9 protein-coding genes are annotated in these 17,941 nt (G+C 62.6%); 5 read left to right on the top strand and 4 right to left on the bottom strand.

From position 1 onward, the window contains the following. Positions 1–12: 12 nt before the first annotated feature. On the bottom strand, positions 13–1,344 hold the full coding sequence (locus tag RBA40_RS21835) for an MFS transporter (RefSeq protein WP_306649899.1): 1,332 nt from the start codon (positions 1,342–1,344) through the stop codon (positions 13–15). A gap of 165 nt (positions 1,345–1,509) precedes the next feature. Here RBA40_RS21835 and RBA40_RS21840 point away from each other — a divergent pair, with 165 nt between their 5' ends. Further along, positions 1,510–2,775, top strand: coding sequence for an MFS transporter (locus RBA40_RS21840; RefSeq protein ID WP_306649901.1), 1,266 nt, complete (start codon positions 1,510–1,512; stop codon positions 2,773–2,775). Between the two features lie 54 nt (positions 2,776–2,829). Here the strand turns inward: RBA40_RS21840 and RBA40_RS21845 are convergent, their stop codons facing one another. Together RBA40_RS21845 and RBA40_RS21850 are read right to left on the bottom strand one after the other, a co-directional pair. Further along, positions 2,830–4,677, bottom strand: coding sequence for a DEAD/DEAH box helicase (locus tag RBA40_RS21845; protein ID WP_306649902.1), 1,848 nt, complete (start codon positions 4,675–4,677; stop codon positions 2,830–2,832). 250 nt (positions 4,678–4,927) lie between these two features. Next, positions 4,928–7,660: a TonB-dependent receptor gene (locus RBA40_RS21850; RefSeq protein ID WP_306649904.1), complete on the bottom strand. Its 2,733-nt coding sequence runs from the start codon at positions 7,658–7,660 to the stop codon at positions 4,928–4,930. Positions 7,661–8,273: 613 nt separating this feature from the next. Between RBA40_RS21850 and RBA40_RS21855 the strand changes: the two genes are divergently transcribed. Genes RBA40_RS21855 through RBA40_RS21870 form a run of 4 tightly spaced genes read left to right on the top strand, consistent with a single transcriptional unit; the run spans position 8,274 to position 16,388 of the window. Then, positions 8,274–10,154, top strand: a complete 1,881-nt coding sequence (locus RBA40_RS21855) for a glycoside hydrolase family 13 protein (protein WP_306649906.1) — start codon at positions 8,274–8,276, stop codon at positions 10,152–10,154. Continuing rightward, the gene (locus tag RBA40_RS21860; RefSeq protein ID WP_306649908.1) at positions 10,151–12,457 is read left to right on the top strand and encodes an amylo-alpha-1,6-glucosidase; all 2,307 of its coding nucleotides are present in this window, start codon (positions 10,151–10,153) and stop codon (positions 12,455–12,457) included. Before RBA40_RS21855 ends, RBA40_RS21860 begins: the two co-directional genes overlap by 4 nt. Then, a complete protein-coding gene (locus tag RBA40_RS21865; RefSeq protein ID WP_306649910.1) occupies positions 12,457–15,315 on the top strand; it encodes an early set domain-containing protein in 2,859 nt (952 codons plus the stop codon). Before RBA40_RS21860 ends, RBA40_RS21865 begins: the two co-directional genes overlap by 1 nt. 14 nt (positions 15,316–15,329) lie before the next feature. Beyond that, the gene (locus RBA40_RS21870) at positions 15,330–16,388 is read left to right on the top strand and encodes an alpha/beta hydrolase (RefSeq protein WP_306649911.1); all 1,059 of its coding nucleotides are present in this window, start codon (positions 15,330–15,332) and stop codon (positions 16,386–16,388) included. A gap of 19 nt (positions 16,389–16,407) precedes the next feature. Here the strand turns inward: RBA40_RS21870 and RBA40_RS21875 are convergent, their stop codons facing one another. Then, on the bottom strand, positions 16,408–17,928 hold the full coding sequence (locus RBA40_RS21875) for an ATP-binding response regulator (RefSeq protein WP_306649912.1): 1,521 nt from the start codon (positions 17,926–17,928) through the stop codon (positions 16,408–16,410). Positions 17,929–17,941: the final 13 nt, after the last annotated feature.

Consider the following 17,941-nt stretch of genomic DNA (forward strand, 5'->3'; position numbering starts at 1 on the left):
TTCGACGCCACGTTAGCTGGCCTGCTCGCCTTTGTCAGCCACGAACACGGTCAGCAAGCCGCCGATGGCCATGCACGCACCGGCCAGCAGCAGGGTCGCCACCGGACGCCCGCCGAGCAGCGCCGCGCTGATCGGACCGAGAATCACACCACCGATGATTTGCGGGATGACGACGAAGAAATTGAAGACGCCCATGTAGAAGCCCATGCGCTCCGCCGGCAGCGCGCCCGCCAGGATGGCATACGGCACGGTGAGGATGCTGGCCCACGCGATGCCAACACCGATCATCGGAATGAGCAGCATCTCTTTTTGCGTGATAAAGAAAATGCTGGCCAGGCTGATGCCGCCGATGACGAGACAAGCCAGGTGCGTCATCTTGCGGTTGGTGCGGCGCGCGATCGCTGGCAGGATAAAGGCGGCAATGGCCGACACGCCGTTATACACGGCGAACATCACCCCAACCCAGTTGCCGGCGCTCTGGAATGCAGGCGACTGGGCGTCGAGCGTGCCGAAGACATTTTCGGCCACGGCCGGGGTAGTGTTGACCCACATCGTAAACAGCGCCAACCACGAAAAGAAGCTGACGCTGGCCAGTTGAACCATCGTGCGCGGCATGGTGGTGAAGCCACCCAGAATCTCGCGCAGTGCGTGCAGCGTGCCCTTGCGCTTCTCTACATCGGCGCGAAACGCCTTGAGGTCTTCGGGCGGGGTTTCCCGGGTGGTGATGACGGTCCACGACACCGCGCCCATGAAGGCCAGGCCGCCGACATAAAACGAGTAGCGCACCGTATCCGGAATACCGCCGTTGACCGGCACATTGCTGACGTTGAACCATTCGGTAAACATGGTCGGCAGCAGCGAGGCGATCACCGAGCCGCAGCCGATGAAGAAGGTCTGCATCGCAAAGCCCGAGGTCTGCTGGGTCGGATGCAGCTTGTCGCCCACAAAAGCGCGGAACGGCTCCATCGACACGTTGATCGACGCATCCATCATCCACAGCACGAACACCGCCATCCACAGCGACGTGGAGTTCGGCATCAGGAACATGGCCACGGTGGCCAGGAACGCGCCGAGGAAAAAGAATGGACGGCGCCGGCCCCAGAACGGGTGCCAGGTATTGTCGCTCAGGTAGCCGATGACCGGCTGCACCAGCAGCCCGGTGACCGGGGCGGCGAGCCAGAACAGCGGCAGGTCGTCTGCGTTCGCGCCCAGGGTCGAGAAAATGCGGCTGGTGTTGGCGTTTTGCAGAGCAAACCCGAACTGGATGCCGAAGAAGCCGAAGCTCATGTTCCACAACTGCCAGAAACTCAGGCGTGGTTTGATTGGCGGGAATTGCATCTGCATCGAAAGTCTCCAGGCGTTTGGCTACGCATTATATTTGTAGGAAAATAACATGACGATTTCTAAGTGTCAATCTAAACAGTTCCATAGTAAAATCGCCGCAACAGGACGAGCAAAATCGCGATTTTGTAGTCAAATAACAGACAAGATGGGGACACGATGCTGGACATGCAGAAGCGCCTGAATAACCTTTTTTACGCGACCCTGAGTCTGCCTTCAACGGCGATGGGATTTGCGCTCTGTATCCAGATTTCGGCCCTGAGCTGGATTTTGAGCACGCGCTTCAACCTCGAAATTCACGAAATCGGGATCGTGTGGGCGGCCGGACCGCTGGCAGGCATCTTCGGCCAGGTGATCATCGGCTTGATCAGCGACGATGCCTGGTTCTGGGGCGGGCGGCGCCGGCCCTTCATCCTGATCGGCGGCACCCTGGCCGCGCTGATGGTGTTCCTGCTGCCGCGCATCGACATCGTGGGCAAACTCCTGGGTATCGACGACATGGTCATCGTGGCGGTGATCATCGCGCTCACGCTCGACCTGTCGATCAATATCAGCTTCAACCCGACCCGCTCGATCATCGCCGACCTGACCCCGGAAGGCGAAGCGCGCACGCGCGGCTACACGTGGATGCAGACCGTGTCGGGCTTTTTCGGCGTGATGGCCTACGTGATCGGCGCGACCATGGGCAACGACGTGCTCATTTCGGTCGGCGCCGGCATCGTGTTCCTGTTCTCGGTGGTGCCGATGTTCTTCATCAAGGAAGAACGCGAGCTGGTGAAAAAGAACGACACCGCAGCGGCCACCAAGGCCGACTGGGGCCAGCTATGGCGCATCTATATCGCGCACGGCTTTGCGTGGCTTGGCGTGCAGTCGATGTTCGTCTACACCTATGGATTCATCGGGCAGCAGCTGGTGCCGGCGGGGCTGGACACCAAGGCGGCGGACGCCATGAGCGGCCAGATCATCGCGTACGCCTTTGCGGTGCTCAATACAGTCGGCTTCCTGCTGCCGGCGCTGGTGCTCGCCCCCCTCGCGCGCAGGATCGGCCGCGTGCACACGCAGGCCGGCTGCATCGCCATCATGGCGGCCGGGTACTTTTTGATTGCGACCGTGGCGCGCACGCCGATGATGCTGTACGCGCTGATGGCGGTGGTCGGCATCGGCTGGAGCGCCATTGTCAGCCTGCCGTTTGCGATCATGAGCGACAAGGTGGACAAAAGCCGCATGGGCTTTTTCATGGGCGTGTTCAACCTGTCGGTGGTGCTGCCGCAGTTGATGTCCACCGGCGTAGGCTTCGTGCTGAAACAAGTAGCCGACCAGAGCACCTTGTACGTCATCTGCGGCACTTCGCTGGCCATCTCGGCAGCCTTGTGGTGCCTGGTGAAGGACGAAGCGCCAGCAACCCAGGCAGCGATGCCGGTTGCCTCCCACTGAGGTAAACGCAAAATGGGCAGCCGAAGCTGCCCATCTTTTTACCCGCCTGCCGCTTTACTCCGGCTTGGCCAGCTTGCGCGCTTCCTTCTTGGCCTTGGTGGCCGCGTCGTACGGCTTCTTAGGACCGAGCTTCTTCTCTTCAAAACGACGGTCGCCCGCTTTTTTCGGGGCCGCCGCCTTCTTGACCGCCGGCGCTTCGCCATCACGCGTGATGTTCAGCTGCTGGCCCGCGACCCACACACCCTTGAGGTGATCGATCAAATCCGCCGGCATGTCGACCGGCAGGTCGAGCGTGCTGTAGTCGTCGTAGATCTCGATGCGGCCGATGAACTTAGACTCGATGTTCGCTTCGTTGGCAATCGCGCCGACGATGTTGCCCGGCTTGACACCGTGCGCATGACCGACTTCGATACGGAAGGTGCCCATGCCTTCTTCCGACGGACGCGATACGCGCTCGCGCTTGAACGCTGGCGCATCGCCACGGTCGCCACGGTCGCTGCGCATTGGCGCGTCCGAACGCGGTGCGCGCGCGGCAGGGGCGTTTTCCTGCCACGATGGCGCGCTCTTGGCGTCGCGGTTCGGCTTTTCCAGCAGCAGCGGAATGTCGCCGCGCGCCAGCTTGGCCAGGGCCGCTGCGATTTCGACGGCGGGCACGTTCTGCTCGCGCTCATATTCTTCGATCAGCGAACGGAATACATCGAGTCCGCCGGCCGCCAGCACTTCGGTGATCTGGTCCTTGAATTTGGCGATACGCACGTCGTTGACGGCTTTCACGGTCGGCAAGGTCAGCGGGGCAACTGGCTGGCGCGTGGCGCGTTCAATCGCTTTGAGCAAACCCTGCTCGCGCGGGGTGATGAACAAAATCGCTTCGCCGCTGCGGCCCGCGCGGCCGGTACGGCCGATGCGGTGGGTGTAGCTTTCCGGGTCCGACGGCACGTCGTAGTTGATCACGTGGCTGATGCGTTCCACGTCCAGGCCGCGCGCGGCGACGTCGGTAGCGACCAGGATGTCGATCTTGCCGTTCTTGAGCTGTTCGATGGTGCGTTCGCGCTGCGTTTGCTGCATGTCGCCGTTGATTGCGGTGGCCGCGAAGCCGCGCGCCAGCAGCTTGGTCGCCAGTTCTTCGGTACCGAGCTTGGTGCGCGCGAAGATGATCATGCCGTCGAATGGTTCCGCTTCCAGGATGCGGGTCAGCGCTTCAAGCTTCTGCATGCCGCTCACCATCCAGTAACGCTGGCGGATATTGTCGGCGGTGCCGGTCTTGGCGGCGACCGTGACTTCAGCCGGATCGCGCAGGTAGGTCTTGGCGATGCGCTTGATCGCGGACGGCATGGTGGCCGAGAACAGCGCGGTCTGGCGCGATTCAGGGGTTTTTTGCAGGATCTGTTCGACGTCGTCGATAAAGCCCATGCGCAGCATCTCGTCGGCTTCGTCGAGCACCAGCGTTTTGAGCTTGGACAGGTCGAGCGAACCTTTTTCCAGGTGGTCGATCACGCGGCCCGGCGTGCCGACGATCACATGCACGCCGCGGCGCAGCGCCTGCAGCTGCGGACCGTAGCTCTGGCCGCCGTAGATCGGCAGGACGTGGAAATCTTTGATGTGCGTTGCGTACTTCTGGAATGCTTCGGCGACCTGGATGGCCAGTTCGCGGGTAGGAGCTAACACCAGCGCCTGTGGCGACTGCTGCTTGATGTCGATGCGCGACAGAATCGGCAGCGCGAAGGCCGCGGTCTTGCCGGTTCCGGTCTGGGCCTGCCCCAGCACGTCGCGATTGGCCAGGAGCAGCGGGATGGTGGCAGCCTGGATCGGCGACGGCGTTTCGTAACCGACTTCTTTCATGACCTTCAGCACTTGGGCGCTCAGGTTGAGTTCGGAAAACAGTAATACAGGGGTTTCAGACATAGGACACTCACAATTTGACTAGCTAGCCCGACGGGAAAGCATCCTACAGTTTACTCTCTTGTAGTCCAGAATGCGATTTTTTGTAACGGAGTTGCGTACAAGTGGGGTGTAATTGAGGCTATTCGTGCAATCTAGTCGTCGTTAACGCGCTCGGCGCCTTCTCGTGGCATCCCCAAAACGACACAACCCCGCCACACTCGCGTGCGCCGGGGTTGTTTTCAGCGCCGGAATCACCCCGGCACGGCACTCATCAGAACTTGTAGTTCGCGCCCATCAGGAAGGTGCGACCATACTTCTGGTATTCCAGCGGCTTGTTGCGGTCGCCGCCATAGGTTTCATACGCGGTATCCCCAACGTTATTAACCTGCAACACCAAACCCAAGCCCTTGAAGCTGCCTTCGGTAAAGTTGTAACCGATCTGGAAGTCGACCACATCCTCACCCACCACATAACGCAGGGTACGATCATTGGCAAAGTTGCCAATTTCACCAACGAAGTCCGAGCGCTTGCGCTGGCTGACGCGGGTCTCGAAACCGTTCTTTTCATAGTACAAAGTCAGGTTGGTCACGCGCTTCGACAAGCCCGGCAGTGGAATGTTCTTGCCGATGCTGCTGTCCGGATCTTCGATCGCGATCGTGCTCTTGCTATGGGTCGCACTGGCCGACACACCGAAACCATCGAGAATCGGCGTCAGCAGGCTCAGCGGCAGCGAAGCCGACAGTTCCAGGCCCTTCAGTTTGCCGCCACTGCCGTTGTACGGAGCCTTGTAATTACCGATGGCGGTAATGGCATTGGTACCAGGAATGTATTTTGAGAAATCGTAATCCAGGGTCTGCGTATAGATGTAGGTATCGAGCTTCTTGTGGAAGGCCGCAACCGCGAAATACGCCTTATTGCCAAAATACTTCTCATACGACAAGTCGAGTGCCTTGGCGCGCCACGGATCGAGACGCGCATTGCCGCCGCTCGCGCCTGGTTTAAAGTCGACCGTGCCGACGTTGAAGTCGAGCGCAGAGCGCAGCTGGTCGATACGCGGACGGGCCAATTGCTTGGCGGCCGCAAAGCGGATGGTCTGCTGGTTGCTCAGGCCAAACGACAGATTCAAGCTTGGCAGGTAATCGGTGTAGGTCATGCCATCGTTGACCGGCTTGACCTGGCTGCCGACAGGCGCGGTACCGTCGAAATAGTTGGCTTGCGACGACTGTTCGGTGTGTTGCACCTGCACGCCCACATTTCCCTTGACGCTCACCGATCCGATTTCGCTGTCGATATTGGCCTTGATGAAGCTGGTCGTGATCTTCTCGTTCACTTCCCATGCCTTCGAAATCAGGAACGACTCGGTCGAGCTTGGATTGAAGTTCATGTACTGGCCAACCACGCCTGGCACATTCCACGAAGGGATCATGCCGGTACCTGCAAACCCGAGGTCGACCTGGCCATACAACAGCTCGCCAGGAACCGGACCCGGCGCGCCGCGCAGGGTAATCGCGCCTTCGGGCTGCACCTTGTTTTTCTTGCGGTCGGCGTAGTTAACACCCACGTCCACGCCCGAAAAATAGCTTTGCAGCATAGTCGGCATTGGCAGCGAGGCGACCAGCTTGAAGCCCTTGAGTTCGTCCTCGATCTTCGGCGTCTTGCCGTAGCCCGAACCATAAATCGTGTTGCGCAGGTACAGGTTCTTGGCGTCGGTATAGTTCAGGCGGCCACCGATTTGCGAAAAGCCGCCGGTGGCGAATTTCAGGTCGACGGTGTCGAGGAAAGGATCGGCGGCAGCGTTGCTAAGCTGTAGGTTGTTTTCCAAGCTCACTTCGTCGCGGTTTGCCTTCGAGTAACTTACGTCGGCAAACACGGACCAGCCATCGAAACGAAGCGTGTTGCCCCAGCCGACCGCCTTGATCTCATCCTTGCGGTCGTTGTACATACCGCGCACCAATGGATATACGCCGCTCGCCGAACCACCGGTCAGCACGCCATTCGATGTGGTCGCCGGCGTGTAAAGCAAGCCCGGCTTGTAGCCGCCGTTGTAATCGTTCAGCGCCACTTCAAACTGATTGGCCGTTTCCTCGCGCTTGAATTTCGATGCGTACATATCGATCATGCTGGTCCAGGTCTTGTTTGGACGATATTGCAGCACACCCATGACGCCGTCGCGCTTGTTGGTGCCGCTACGCGCGACCGACTTCAGCCCGTCCATCAAGGAGGTACCGGCAGGCACGCCAGGACGCGCCTCGGTTTTCCACGGCTCGTACAACCCCGTTTCGTTGGACAAGACGGGCGACGCCAGGTGCGCGTAACCGATCGCGATACCGATTGTGCGGTCGGCGAACTGGTCGATGTAGCTGACGCTGAAACGGTTACCGGTGTCTTTCGCATTGGCGATGCCGCCGAGCGAATTTTTCTCGCCGCGCACATTCATCGCGATGGTGCGCTTGCCGAACGACAGCGGACGCACGGTTTGCATATCGATGGTGCCGGACAGGCCCTGGCCGACGAGGCCGGCGTCCGGGGTCTTATAAATGGTCACGCCGCTGAGCAGCTCGGATGGATACTGGTCGAATTCGACGCTGCGGTTGTCACCCGTGCTGACCTGTTCGCGGCCATTGAGCAAGGTGGTCGAAAAGTCCGGCGACAGGCCGCGTACGCTGATAACCTGGGCGCGGCCGCCGACGCGCTGCGCCGCCAGGCCGGGAAGGCGGGCGATCGATTCAGCAATACTAACGTCCGGCAACTTGCCGATATCTTCCGCGGAGATAGCCTCGACGATGGAAGACGAATCCTTTTTCACCGAAATCGCGTCCTCGATACCGCGGCGAATGCCCGACACCTTGACCGTTGTGATCGGCTGATCGCTTGCTTGCGGCGCAGCGGAAGCTTGCGCATAGACGTTGCCCGACATGGCGGACACGAACAGCGCGCAGCCGGCAGCGACCGGGCTCAGTGGGAATGCGGCACTCTTGGTACGGGTATTGGCGAAAAATTTCATTCTGTCCCCTCATCTCATCATTACTACACAATTCCCGTATCTTCAGCATGGCGGCGACTGCACGGGTTCCAAAGGCAACGTTCTAGGACGCTCTGAGCCGATTCTGTACTAAAACTAGATGCACTGTCAACGTGAGTTGCGTACGACTACGGAAAAGTGCGGTTTTTGCATCTGCTACCGGCTGCGAAAGGGTAGCTCGTTGTATTTCAGCTACAGAACATGGTAAAGACAGCTGTAGTCCGACTACATGATCCGGATTTTTCCTTGCTTTGGATGGTTCTCGCACCAAGATAGTGCAATCTTCCTTTTTGGAAATTTATTGTTACTACATTTTTGTAGCAAATTTCGTAGTAAAAACCAAACCGTGCATGACGACGCCGTCGCGCCCGTCAAAAATACCGCCCTGCTCGCCCTGCTGACGATCTCTGCGACGCAGCAAATAGAGTATTGACAGGCCATGTAGCTAAACTAGCACCCACAAAGCCGACTGATCGCAGCCCGACCATGGCGTTTGATAGCCATCCTCTTCTGTAGTATGCTTTATCGACAACAAGACCATGTAGCCATACTACGCAACTGCACAGACAGTCATCCCTGACACATTGGAGACCGCATGACCCCAGCAGGAAGCCGCACGCCCCTACTCCGACTATTTGCCGTTGCTGCCTTGGGAAGTGCCGCCGCGCTTGCCGGCGCCGCATCCCTGCCGGCCGCACGCATTTCCCACCTCGAACCGCCCTCCTGGTGGACCGGGATGCGGCACAACAAACTCCAGCTGATGGTCCACGGGGAGCGCATCGCCGACACCCGCCCCGCCATCGACCACCCGGGCGTGCGCATCGACGCGGTCACCCAGGTCGCGAACCGCAACTACCTCTTCATTGACCTGATGATCGGGCCTGACGCCAGACCGGGCACATTCGACATTCTGTTCAAGGAGGGCGCCCGCACCATCCGCTACCCCTACCAACTGCAGGCGCGCGACGCCGGTTCGGCAGAGCGCCAGGGCTTCGGCAGCAAGGACGCCATCTACCAGATCATGCCCGACCGCTTCGCCAACGGCGACCCGGCCAACGACAACGTCCCCCGCATGGCCGACCAGGCCAACCGCGCCTCGGGCACCGCGCGCCACGGCGGCGACCTGCGCGGCGTGGCCGACCATCTGGACTACATCGCGGCCATGGGCTTCACCCAGATCTGGCCCACGCCGCTGGTCGAAAACGACATGCCCGCCTACTCCTACCACGGCTACGCGGCCACCAACCATTACCGCATCGACCCGCGCTACGGCAGCAACGAGGACTACCGCCGGCTCTCGGCGCAGGCGCGCAAGAAAGGCATCGGCATCATCCAGGATGTGGTGCTGTCGCATATCGGCAGCCACCACTGGTGGATGAAGGACCTGCCAAGCCCCGACTGGACCACCAACGGCGGCACGTTCACGCCCACCCAGCACCATCGCGTATCGGTGCAGGACCCGTACGGATCGCAGCAGGACCGCGCCAACTTCACCAAGGGCTGGTTCGCCAGCAGCATGCCGGACCTGAACCAGGCCAACCCGCTGGTGGCCAACTACCTCATTCAGAACAACATCTGGTGGATCGAGTACGCCGGCTTGTCGGGCCTGCGCATCGACACCTACGGCTACTCCGACAGCGCCTTCCTCACCGAGTACACGCGGCGCCTGATGGCCGAATACCCCAACCTGAACCTGGTGGGCGAGGAATGGCACAAGTCGCCGGCGGTGGTGTCGCACTGGCAGCGCGGCAAAGTCAACTTCGACGGCTACATCAGCTACCTTCCCAGCCTGATGGACTTTCCGCTGGCCGAGACCATCCGCGCCACCCTCGCCGCCACCGATCCGGCACCGGGCTTCACCGACGTCTACGAAATGCTCTCGCAAGACCACCTGTATCCGGACCCCGGCAATCTGGTGCTGTTCGAGGGTAACCATGACATCGCGCGCACCTTCAGCGTGGTCGGCGAAGACCTCAAGCTGTACAAGATGAGCCTCGCCATGCTCATGACCTTGCCGCGCATACCTCAGTTCTACTACGGCACCGAGGTGCTCATGACCAGCGAAACCAAAATCCGCGACGACGCCAGCTTCCGCCAGGACTTCCCCGGGGGCTGGCGCGCCGATGCGGCCAGCGCCTTTACCGGCGAAGGACTGAACGCGCAGCAGCGCGAGGCCCAGGCCTTCGTCAAGAAGCTGGTCAACTGGCGCAAGTCGCGCAGCGTCATCCACCACGGGAAGACCATGCATTACGGCGCCGAGAACGGCACGTACGTCTACTTCCGCTACGACGGCAAGAACAAGGTCATGGTGGCGCTGAACAAAGGCGGCAAGGATGCAGTGCTGCCGTTAGAGCGCTTTGACGAAATGCTCAAGGGCGCCAAAAGCGGCGTCGACGCGATCACCGGCGCCACCCATGCCTTTGCAAGCACGCTGACCCTGCCGGCGCGTTCGGCCTTGATCCTGGAGATTGAATGAAGTACCTGATCGCACTGGCGGCCGCAGTCACCATGCCAATCACCGCGACTGCCGGCAAGCCTGGCGTGGACGCCTTTTTCGACGCCATGGCGATCAGCGTCCCACCGGGCCAGCAATCGCAGTTCGTGGTGGGCGACAACCTGGCGGGCTACTTCGAGGGCTACACCCAGAGCCATGACAGAGGTGCCGGCTACACGATCAGGAATGCCTCCGTGTTCGAAGGCTACGCCACGTTTGTAAACGGCACGCCCAACGACCGCACACGCTCCAGCGAACAGGTTCTCCCTTACGGCCACCGGGTGCGCCACGCCGGCGGCGCCATCGAGGAAATGGCGCTGCTGTCGAAAAAGCACGCGCTCGCGATCCGGCTGACCAACCCGGCCGATGCCGAGCTGACCGTGCACTCGCTGCTCAAGGCGCCCGGCGCCATCCGCCGCGACGGCGACGTTATCGTCGTTGCGCCAGCCGATGCCACGGGTCTTTTCACCGCCCTCGCCGTCAACCGCCCCTTCGTTCTGGGCGACGGCCTGACCCTGCGCAGCGCGCAAGCGGTGCGTGACATGACGGTGGTCGTGGCCTTCGGCGACACCGCAGCCCAGGCCAGCGAACGCGCACTGGCGCAGGTCAAGCTTGAGCCGATCGACGCCGAACGCAAGGCACTATATGAAGCGCTGACCAAAAGCTACCTGTCCACCAGCGACGCCGAATACAACAAGGCGCTCAACTGGGCCAAGGCCGCCAGCCGCATGTTCGTGGTCGAGGAATTCGGCACCGGCATCTGGGCCGGCCTGCCTTGGTTCCGCGACAACTGGGGCCGCGATACCTTCATCGCGCTGCCCGGCACCTTGCTGGTATCGGGCCAATTCGACGAAGCCAAAGCCGTGCTGTCGAACTTCGCGCGCTACCAGAACCTGAGCGAGCCGCGCGACACGGAGTACGGCCGCATTCCCAACCGCGTCGCGGCCGGCGAGCGCATCATCTACAACACTGTCGACGGCACGCCGTGGATGCTGCGCGAAGCCTTCGAGTACATCCAGTACACCGGCGACAAGGCCTTTGCGCGCAAGATGTACCAGCTCGCCCTGCCCTACTTCGACGGCGCCCTCGCCAACTACGCCGACCAGGACGGCCTGCTCGCGCACGATTCGGCCGACACCTGGATGGACGCGCGCATCGACAACAAGGACCCGTGGTCCGCACGCGGCCCGCGCGCCGTCGAAATCCAGGCCCTGTGGCATACCGCCCTCAAGACCGGCGCCTGGCTGGCCACGCAGGCCGGCGACCAGGCCCGCGCGCGCCAGTGGAACGCACTGGCCGCCAAGGCGCAGCGCAGCTTCCTCAAGCTGTACTGGGATGGCAGCGTCATGGCCGACCGCCTGCGCGACGACGCCAGCCGCGATACCAAGATCCGCCCCAACCAGCTGATGCTGGTGTCCATTCCGTTCGACGACTTCATTCCGTCCAAGGTGCAGGCGCGCGTGACGCGCAACGCGGTGTCCGAGCTGCTCTACCCCTACGGCATTGCTTCGCTGAGCCAGAACGATCCCTACTTCCATCCGCGCCATGAAAACCCGGCCTTTCACCACAAGGATGCGGCCTACCACCAAGGCACAATCTGGGGCTGGAATGCCGGCTTCACGGTCACGGCGCTGAACAAGTTCGGCTACCAGGATCTGGCCTGGAAGTTGAGCCAAAACCTGGGCCAGCAAATCCTCGGCCTCGGCACACTGGGGAACATGAGCGAACTGCTCGACGCCCTGCCCGGCGACGACGGCAAGCTCAAACCATCCGGCACCTATGCGCAGTCATGGAGCGTGGCCGAGTATGCGCGCAACGGCTACCAGGACTACGTGGGCTTTCGGCCACGCCTGCTCGACAACATGCTGGCCTTCACGCCGGCGATCCCCGCAGCATGGAGCGATTTTTACGCGGCCCTGCCGTTCGGCGCGGCCGACAGCATCGAGGTCGATTTCCGCCGCGTGGGCAAGCAGCAGCACTGGAAGCTGCGCCTGAACGGCGGCGCGCCGCGCAGGGTGTCGTTCAACTTCCTGAACGACGACAAGAGCCGCTCGCAGCTCGCGTTTGAACTCGCTCCCGGCAAGCCGGCCCTGCTGATGACGGGTGGCGGCAAGGCCACGGTCAACGGCAAGCCGCTCGCGGTGCGCCAGCGCCAGGCCAGCTATGCCAGCGAGATCGGCGAACTCGTTTTCCAGACGCCCAGGCGCTACCGCACCGATGACTTCCCCATGCTCAAATCGAAGGATGCCTTGAAGGGCATCGTCGAACGGAAGAAATACCGCTGATGTTCAAGACCACCCACCTGCTCGCCGCCGTCCTGTTCTCGGCCAGCGCCGCCAGCATCGCTGGCAGCGGCACGCTGGCCGCGCCCATGTACCTGCGCGGCGGCTTCAATGGCTGGGGCCTTGACCACCCGCTGGCCTACAAGGGCAATGGCGTGTACGAAGCGGAGATCCTGGTCAGCCCGGGCTACCACGGCTTCAAGGTCGGCAGCAAGGACTGGTCGGCCGAATGGGTGATCGACCCAAGCGCCAGCGTCACCGTCGCCGCCGGTGCAAGCTACAAGATGCAACCCCGGCCCGGTCCCGAGGACTACCTGTTCGTCAAAAAGACCTCGATCTGGCGCTTTTCCATCGACGCTTCCGACCTGGCGGCGCCGCTGCTGCGCGTGGCGCGGACCGGCACGCCAGAAGCCAGCACGGTCGATCCACACCAGGGCCACGCGGTCGGCAGCACCAGCGAATACCGCATCATCGATGGCGCCACTGCCACGGTGCGCTACTCGACGCCGGACGCGGATGCGGCGCTGCGTAGCTACACCCAATCGACCACGATGCCGCTGCGCGACCCCGGCCCGCAATCGGCCACCTATCGAGAGGCCGCAGGCCAGCCCACGGTGCGCAGCGGCAGCCTCGCCTTCGACGCGCTGTTCGCACTGGCGCTCGATGAAATGAAGCAGAACGCGGTCGCGCAGATCAAGGATGGCAACTACAACGGCGCCAGCGCCATCGACTGCGACTGCTTCGAAACAGGCGAAAAATGGCACTACGTCTGGACACGCGACCTGTCGTACGCGGCCGACCTGGGGCTGGCGATGCTCGACCCGGAGCGGGTGCGCAACTCGCTCGACTTCAAGCTGTCCGGCTACCGGCCCGGCATCACGCGCGCGCCGCAGGTGGCGGGCAGCGCCGATGGCCTGCAGATCATCCAGGACACCGGCAGCGGCGGCAGCTGGCCGGTCAGCACCGACCGCGTGGCCTGGGTACTCGGCGCCGAAGCGGCACTTAATAATTTGCCGCCGGCGCAGCGCGCACCGTTCGCGGAGCGCGCCCTGAAAGCGCTGGTCAATACCCTGGAAAACGACCGCCTGGCCGCGTTCGACGCCGCCTCCGGCCTGTACATGGGCGAACAATCCTTTCTCGACTGGCGCGACCAGAGCTACGCCGCCTGGATCGTGGGCGACCTGGCCTCGCTGGCCAGCTCGAAAGCCCTGTCGACCAACGTCCTTCACTACAAGGCGCTGGCCCTGGCCGCATCGCTGGCGCATGACAGCGGCGACCGCGCACGGTCGGCCAGATATGGCGCCTGGGCCACGGCGCTCAAGCGCAGCATCAACGAGCGACTCTGGCTTGAAGACGCCGGCATGTACAGCAGCTTGAGCGCGCCCCACTTCGACGGCGCACCGATGCATAAATTCGACTGGCTCGGACAAGCGCTGGCCATCGTCACCGGCGTGGCCGACGGCGAACGCGCGCGCCGCATCCTGGCCAGCTATCCGCACGGGCCGATGGGCGCACCCGTGATCTACCCGCAGCAGCAAGGCATGCCGGTGTACCACAACCGCGCCATCTGGCCGTTCGTCACCTCCTACGGCCTCAAGGCCGCCAGCCTGCGCGCCAACGTCAGCGTGGCTGACGCCGCATACGACACGCTGATGCGCGGCGCCGCGCTGAACCTGTCGAACATGGAGAACCTGGAGTGGATCTCCGGCCAGCCGCTGCTGCTCGATGAACAGCAGCCGGCGCTGATCGGCCCCGTGATCAACTCGAAGCGGCAACTGTGGTCGGTCGGCGGCTACCTTGGCATGGTGATCGGGAACGTGTTCGGCATCAGCGTGACAGGCAGCGGCATCGATGTACGTCCCTTCATCACCGCCAAGCTGCGGCGCGAGACGTTTGGCGCAGCCTCCGTCATCACCCTCAATAACCTGACCCTGCGCGGCAAGCGCATGAATGTCCGGATCGCGCTGCCTGCCGCCAGCAACGAAGAGGGCTACTATCCGGTCAAGAGCATCGCCATCGGCGGCGTGCCGGCAGCGGCGTCGCTCACGTGGCAGCAACTGCCCGACAACGCCACCATCGATATCGTGCTCGGGGCACTGCAAAAGGGCGATCAGCAGATTCGCCGCGTCGGCGCGGCGCCCTACGCCGAAGGGCCCGACGTTTTCGGACCGCGCGAACCGGGCATCGCCAAGGGCACCAAGGCGGCCACGTTGCGGATCGATGCGAACGGCAATGGCGCCGGCACCGTGTACAACGTCTACCGCGACGGCAAGCTGGCTGCCGCCAGCGGCGCCGCCGGCGCCTGGAGCGACCGCGCTGCGCCGGCGGCCGCGTGCTACGCTGTCGAGGCGCAGTTTGCCGCTTCGGGCAATCGCAGCCACCACAGCGTGCCGCACTGCACCGGCACGGTGATCGAGGTCCCCCTGAGCGGCGCCGGCCTGGCGCAGCTACCGCTGAAGGACTGGGGCAAGCCGGGCGAGCGCCTGCGTTTCGGCGCGATCCGGGTCGCACAGGGCGGCGAGTACGGCGTGCAGGTGCGCTACCATAATCGCGCCAACCAGATCAACCTTGGCATCAGCGGCGGCGTAAAATGGCTGGTCCTGAAAGACGCCTCCGGCCGGATTGCGGCGCAGGGCGTGGTGCAGCTGCCGCATGCGCGCATCGACAAGACCGGCACGCCACCGGTGATGTCGACGCCCTTGCGGACCCGCCTCAAGCCGGGCCGGTACTCGCTGGAGATGAGCGACTTCTATAATATGAGCTACCTGCAAAGTAACAGCACCTTCAGCGCGGCCGGTGGCGCCAAAGGCCCGTCCAACAAGTTCGATGTGTACGGCGCGCGGCTGCTGCGCCTGAAGTAAAAAAGGAAAACGCAATGACACTGGCACGAGTTACGCTGGCCGCAGCAAGCCTGCTGCCGCTGGCCGCGGGCGCCACCACGGTGCGCGTCCATTACGAGAGCCCGAAGGATGGGGTCACCATCCGTGGCGACAAGGGACCGATGTCCTGGTCGAAGGGCGCAGCGGCCAAGAGCGACGACGGCAAGGTATGGACCTATACCTGGCCCGACGACCTGGGCGACGTCGTCATGAAGCCCGCCCTCGGTGACGAAAAAGTCGCCATCGGCGGCACCTACAAGCTCGCCGCCGGCAGCACGCGCGACATCTATCCTTTTTTTGGTGCGCCGTTCGGCAAGGTGAAAATCATTCCCGGCTTCGCCTCGCCCCAGCTCAAGAACAGCCGCAATCTGCGCGTCTACCTGCCGCCCAGTTACGATGAAAATCGGGCCAAGCGCTATCCCGTGCTGTACATGCACGACGGCCAGAACCTGTTCGACGCAAAAACCGCCGCCTTTGGTGTCGAATGGGGTGTGGACGAAACGGTGAACCGGCTGGTCGCCACCGGCATCATGGAAGAGATCATCGTGGTCGGCATCGACAATACGCCGGAACGCATCGCCGAATACACGACTTGCTGCGACCCGCAGTACGGCGGCGGCCAGCTCGACACCTATCAGCGCTTCGTGGTCGACACAGTCAAGCCGTATATCGACAGCACGCTGCGCACCATGCCGGGAAAGGAATCGACCGCCATCATGGGCTCCTCCCTGGGAGGTATCGCATCGATCTGGATCGCCCAGAAAAATGCGGCGGTGTTTTCAAAGGCGGCGTCGGTGTCCGGTTCGTTCTGGTGGAACAAACAGGAATTCGTCACCAGCCTGCCGCCACGCCTGCCGGTCAGGTTCTACCTCGATGCCGGCACCGTCAAGGATGGCCTTGAAGATACCGTCAAGATGCGCGACGCGATGCTCAAACAGGGCTACCGCCAGGACGCCGACCTGTTTTACCACGTGGCCGAAGGCGCAACCCACAACGAAAAATCGTGGGCGGCGCGCGTCGACAAGCCGCTCGCGTGGTTCTTCCCCTGGCAGTAAGCGACCAGGCAGCTGGCGGTCAGCGCTTGCGGCGCTGCAGGTCGAGCGAGGTAACCTTGGCGAAATCGATCGGCTTGACGATATGGTCATCGAAGCCGGCCTCCATCGCCTGCTCGCGATCGCGCGCCTGGCCATAGCCGGTCAGGGCCACCAGCACCGCGTCGTCCATGCCAGGCAGTACGCGCATTTTAGTCGCTACCTCGTAGCCGCTCATGTCGGGCAAGCCGATATCGAGAAATACATAGGTCGGCCTGAACTCGGCCGCGCGGTCGAGCGCCTGCTGTCCGTTGTACGCCACCGTCACATCATGGCCGCTGATGCCGAGCAGCTCGGCCAGCATGTCGGCCGCGTCGACGTTATCGTCCACCACCAGGATGCGCGCAGCGCTGGCGTCATCGGCGCCCGGCACGGCGGCGCCAACGTCAGCGCTGCCGATAGCGTCGATCGGCAGGCGCACCGCGAACACGCTGCCCTGTCCTACCCCGGCGCTGGAGGCGCTGACGGTTCCGTGGTGCAGGGCAACGAGGGTGCGCACCAGCGACAGGCCGATGCCCAGGCCGTCCTGCACCCGGTCCGGCGTAAAGCCATCCTGTGCAAACAGATCGAAAATGTAATCGAGCTTGGTGGCGTCAATGCCGATGCCGTTGTCCGCAATGCGGATAAGGATTTCCTGTCCGATCACGTCGGCCGAGAGCTTGACGACTCCACCCGGCGGCGTGAACTTGAAGGCATTGTGCAGCAGGTTGCCGACGATTTGCGCCAACCGCACATGGTCGCCGCTGAGCCACACCTCGTGCGCCGGCAGCCTCACTTCGAACGCCTGGTTGCGGCTTTCGGCGATGTGCGTCACCGACTCGCGCGCGCTGCCGATAAAGGTCCGCAGTTCCACGCGCTCTTCGTGCAGCGTGATCTTGCCCTGCGAAATACGGGCCACGTCGAGCAGGTCTTCCACCAGCCGCACCAGGTGGCCGGTATGGCGCAGGATGGTCTGGCGTGCCTTGTCCTGGCGCTCCGGCACGTTCGGGTCGAGGCGGCACAGCAGCTCGACCGCATTGCGGATCGGCCCCAGGGGATTGCGTAGTTCATGCGCCAGCGTGGCCAGGAATTCGTCCTTGCGGCGGTCGACATCGCGCAGTTCGCGTTCGACCTTGCCCAGCCGGAGCAGCGCCTTGACGTTGGCGACCAGCTCTTCCGGCTCGATCGGCTCGAACAGATAATTATCGGCGCCGCCTTCGAGCGCCCTGATCTTGTCGGCCACGCCAATGTACGAGGCCGACGTTTGCAGCACCAGCACGGCGCGCGTTTCGGGGTCGGACTTGAGCAGGCGGCACACTTCGAAACCGTTAATGTCGGGCAGCTTGACGTCGAGCAGAACCAGGTCGGGCTTGTCTTCTCGCGCGCGCAACAGGGCCGAGTTGCCGTCGGCGGCCTCGATCACCGTGAAACCGGCACGTGTGAGGATGCGCGACTTGGCGTAGCGCGCTCCTTCGCTGTCGTCGACGTTGAGGATCAGGGAATCGGCAAATGGCATGGACTGCATGGTGGACCTCAAT

The sequence above is a fragment of the Massilia pseudoviolaceinigra genome, assembly GCF_030846505.1.
In the GTDB taxonomy this organism is placed as follows: domain Bacteria; phylum Pseudomonadota; class Gammaproteobacteria; order Burkholderiales; family Burkholderiaceae_D; genus Telluria_A; species Telluria_A violaceinigra.

Bases quoted from the DNA above. Each gene is read 5' to 3' on its own strand.
- RBA40_RS21840 (WP_306649901.1), top strand. From the start codon at position 1,510: ATGCAGAAGCGCCTGAATAACCTTTTTTACGCGACCCTGAGTCTGCCT.
- RBA40_RS21870 (WP_306649911.1), top strand. From the start codon at position 15,330: ATGACACTGGCACGAGTTACGCTGGCCGCAGCAAGCCTGCTGCCGCTG.
- RBA40_RS21860 (WP_306649908.1), top strand. From the start codon at position 10,151: ATGAAGTACCTGATCGCACTGGCGGCCGCAGTCACCATGCCAATCACC.
- RBA40_RS21850 (WP_306649904.1), bottom strand. From the start codon at position 7,660: ATGAAATTTTTCGCCAATACCCGTACCAAGAGTGCCGCATTCCCACTG.
- RBA40_RS21865 (WP_306649910.1), top strand. From the start codon at position 12,457: ATGTTCAAGACCACCCACCTGCTCGCCGCCGTCCTGTTCTCGGCCAGC.
- RBA40_RS21835 (WP_306649899.1), bottom strand. From the start codon at position 1,344: ATGCAGATGCAATTCCCGCCAATCAAACCACGCCTGAGTTTCTGGCAG.
- RBA40_RS21845 (WP_306649902.1), bottom strand. From the start codon at position 4,677: ATGTCTGAAACCCCTGTATTACTGTTTTCCGAACTCAACCTGAGCGCC.
- RBA40_RS21875 (WP_306649912.1), bottom strand. From the start codon at position 17,928: ATGCAGTCCATGCCATTTGCCGATTCCCTGATCCTCAACGTCGACGAC.
- RBA40_RS21855 (WP_306649906.1), top strand. From the start codon at position 8,274: ATGACCCCAGCAGGAAGCCGCACGCCCCTACTCCGACTATTTGCCGTT.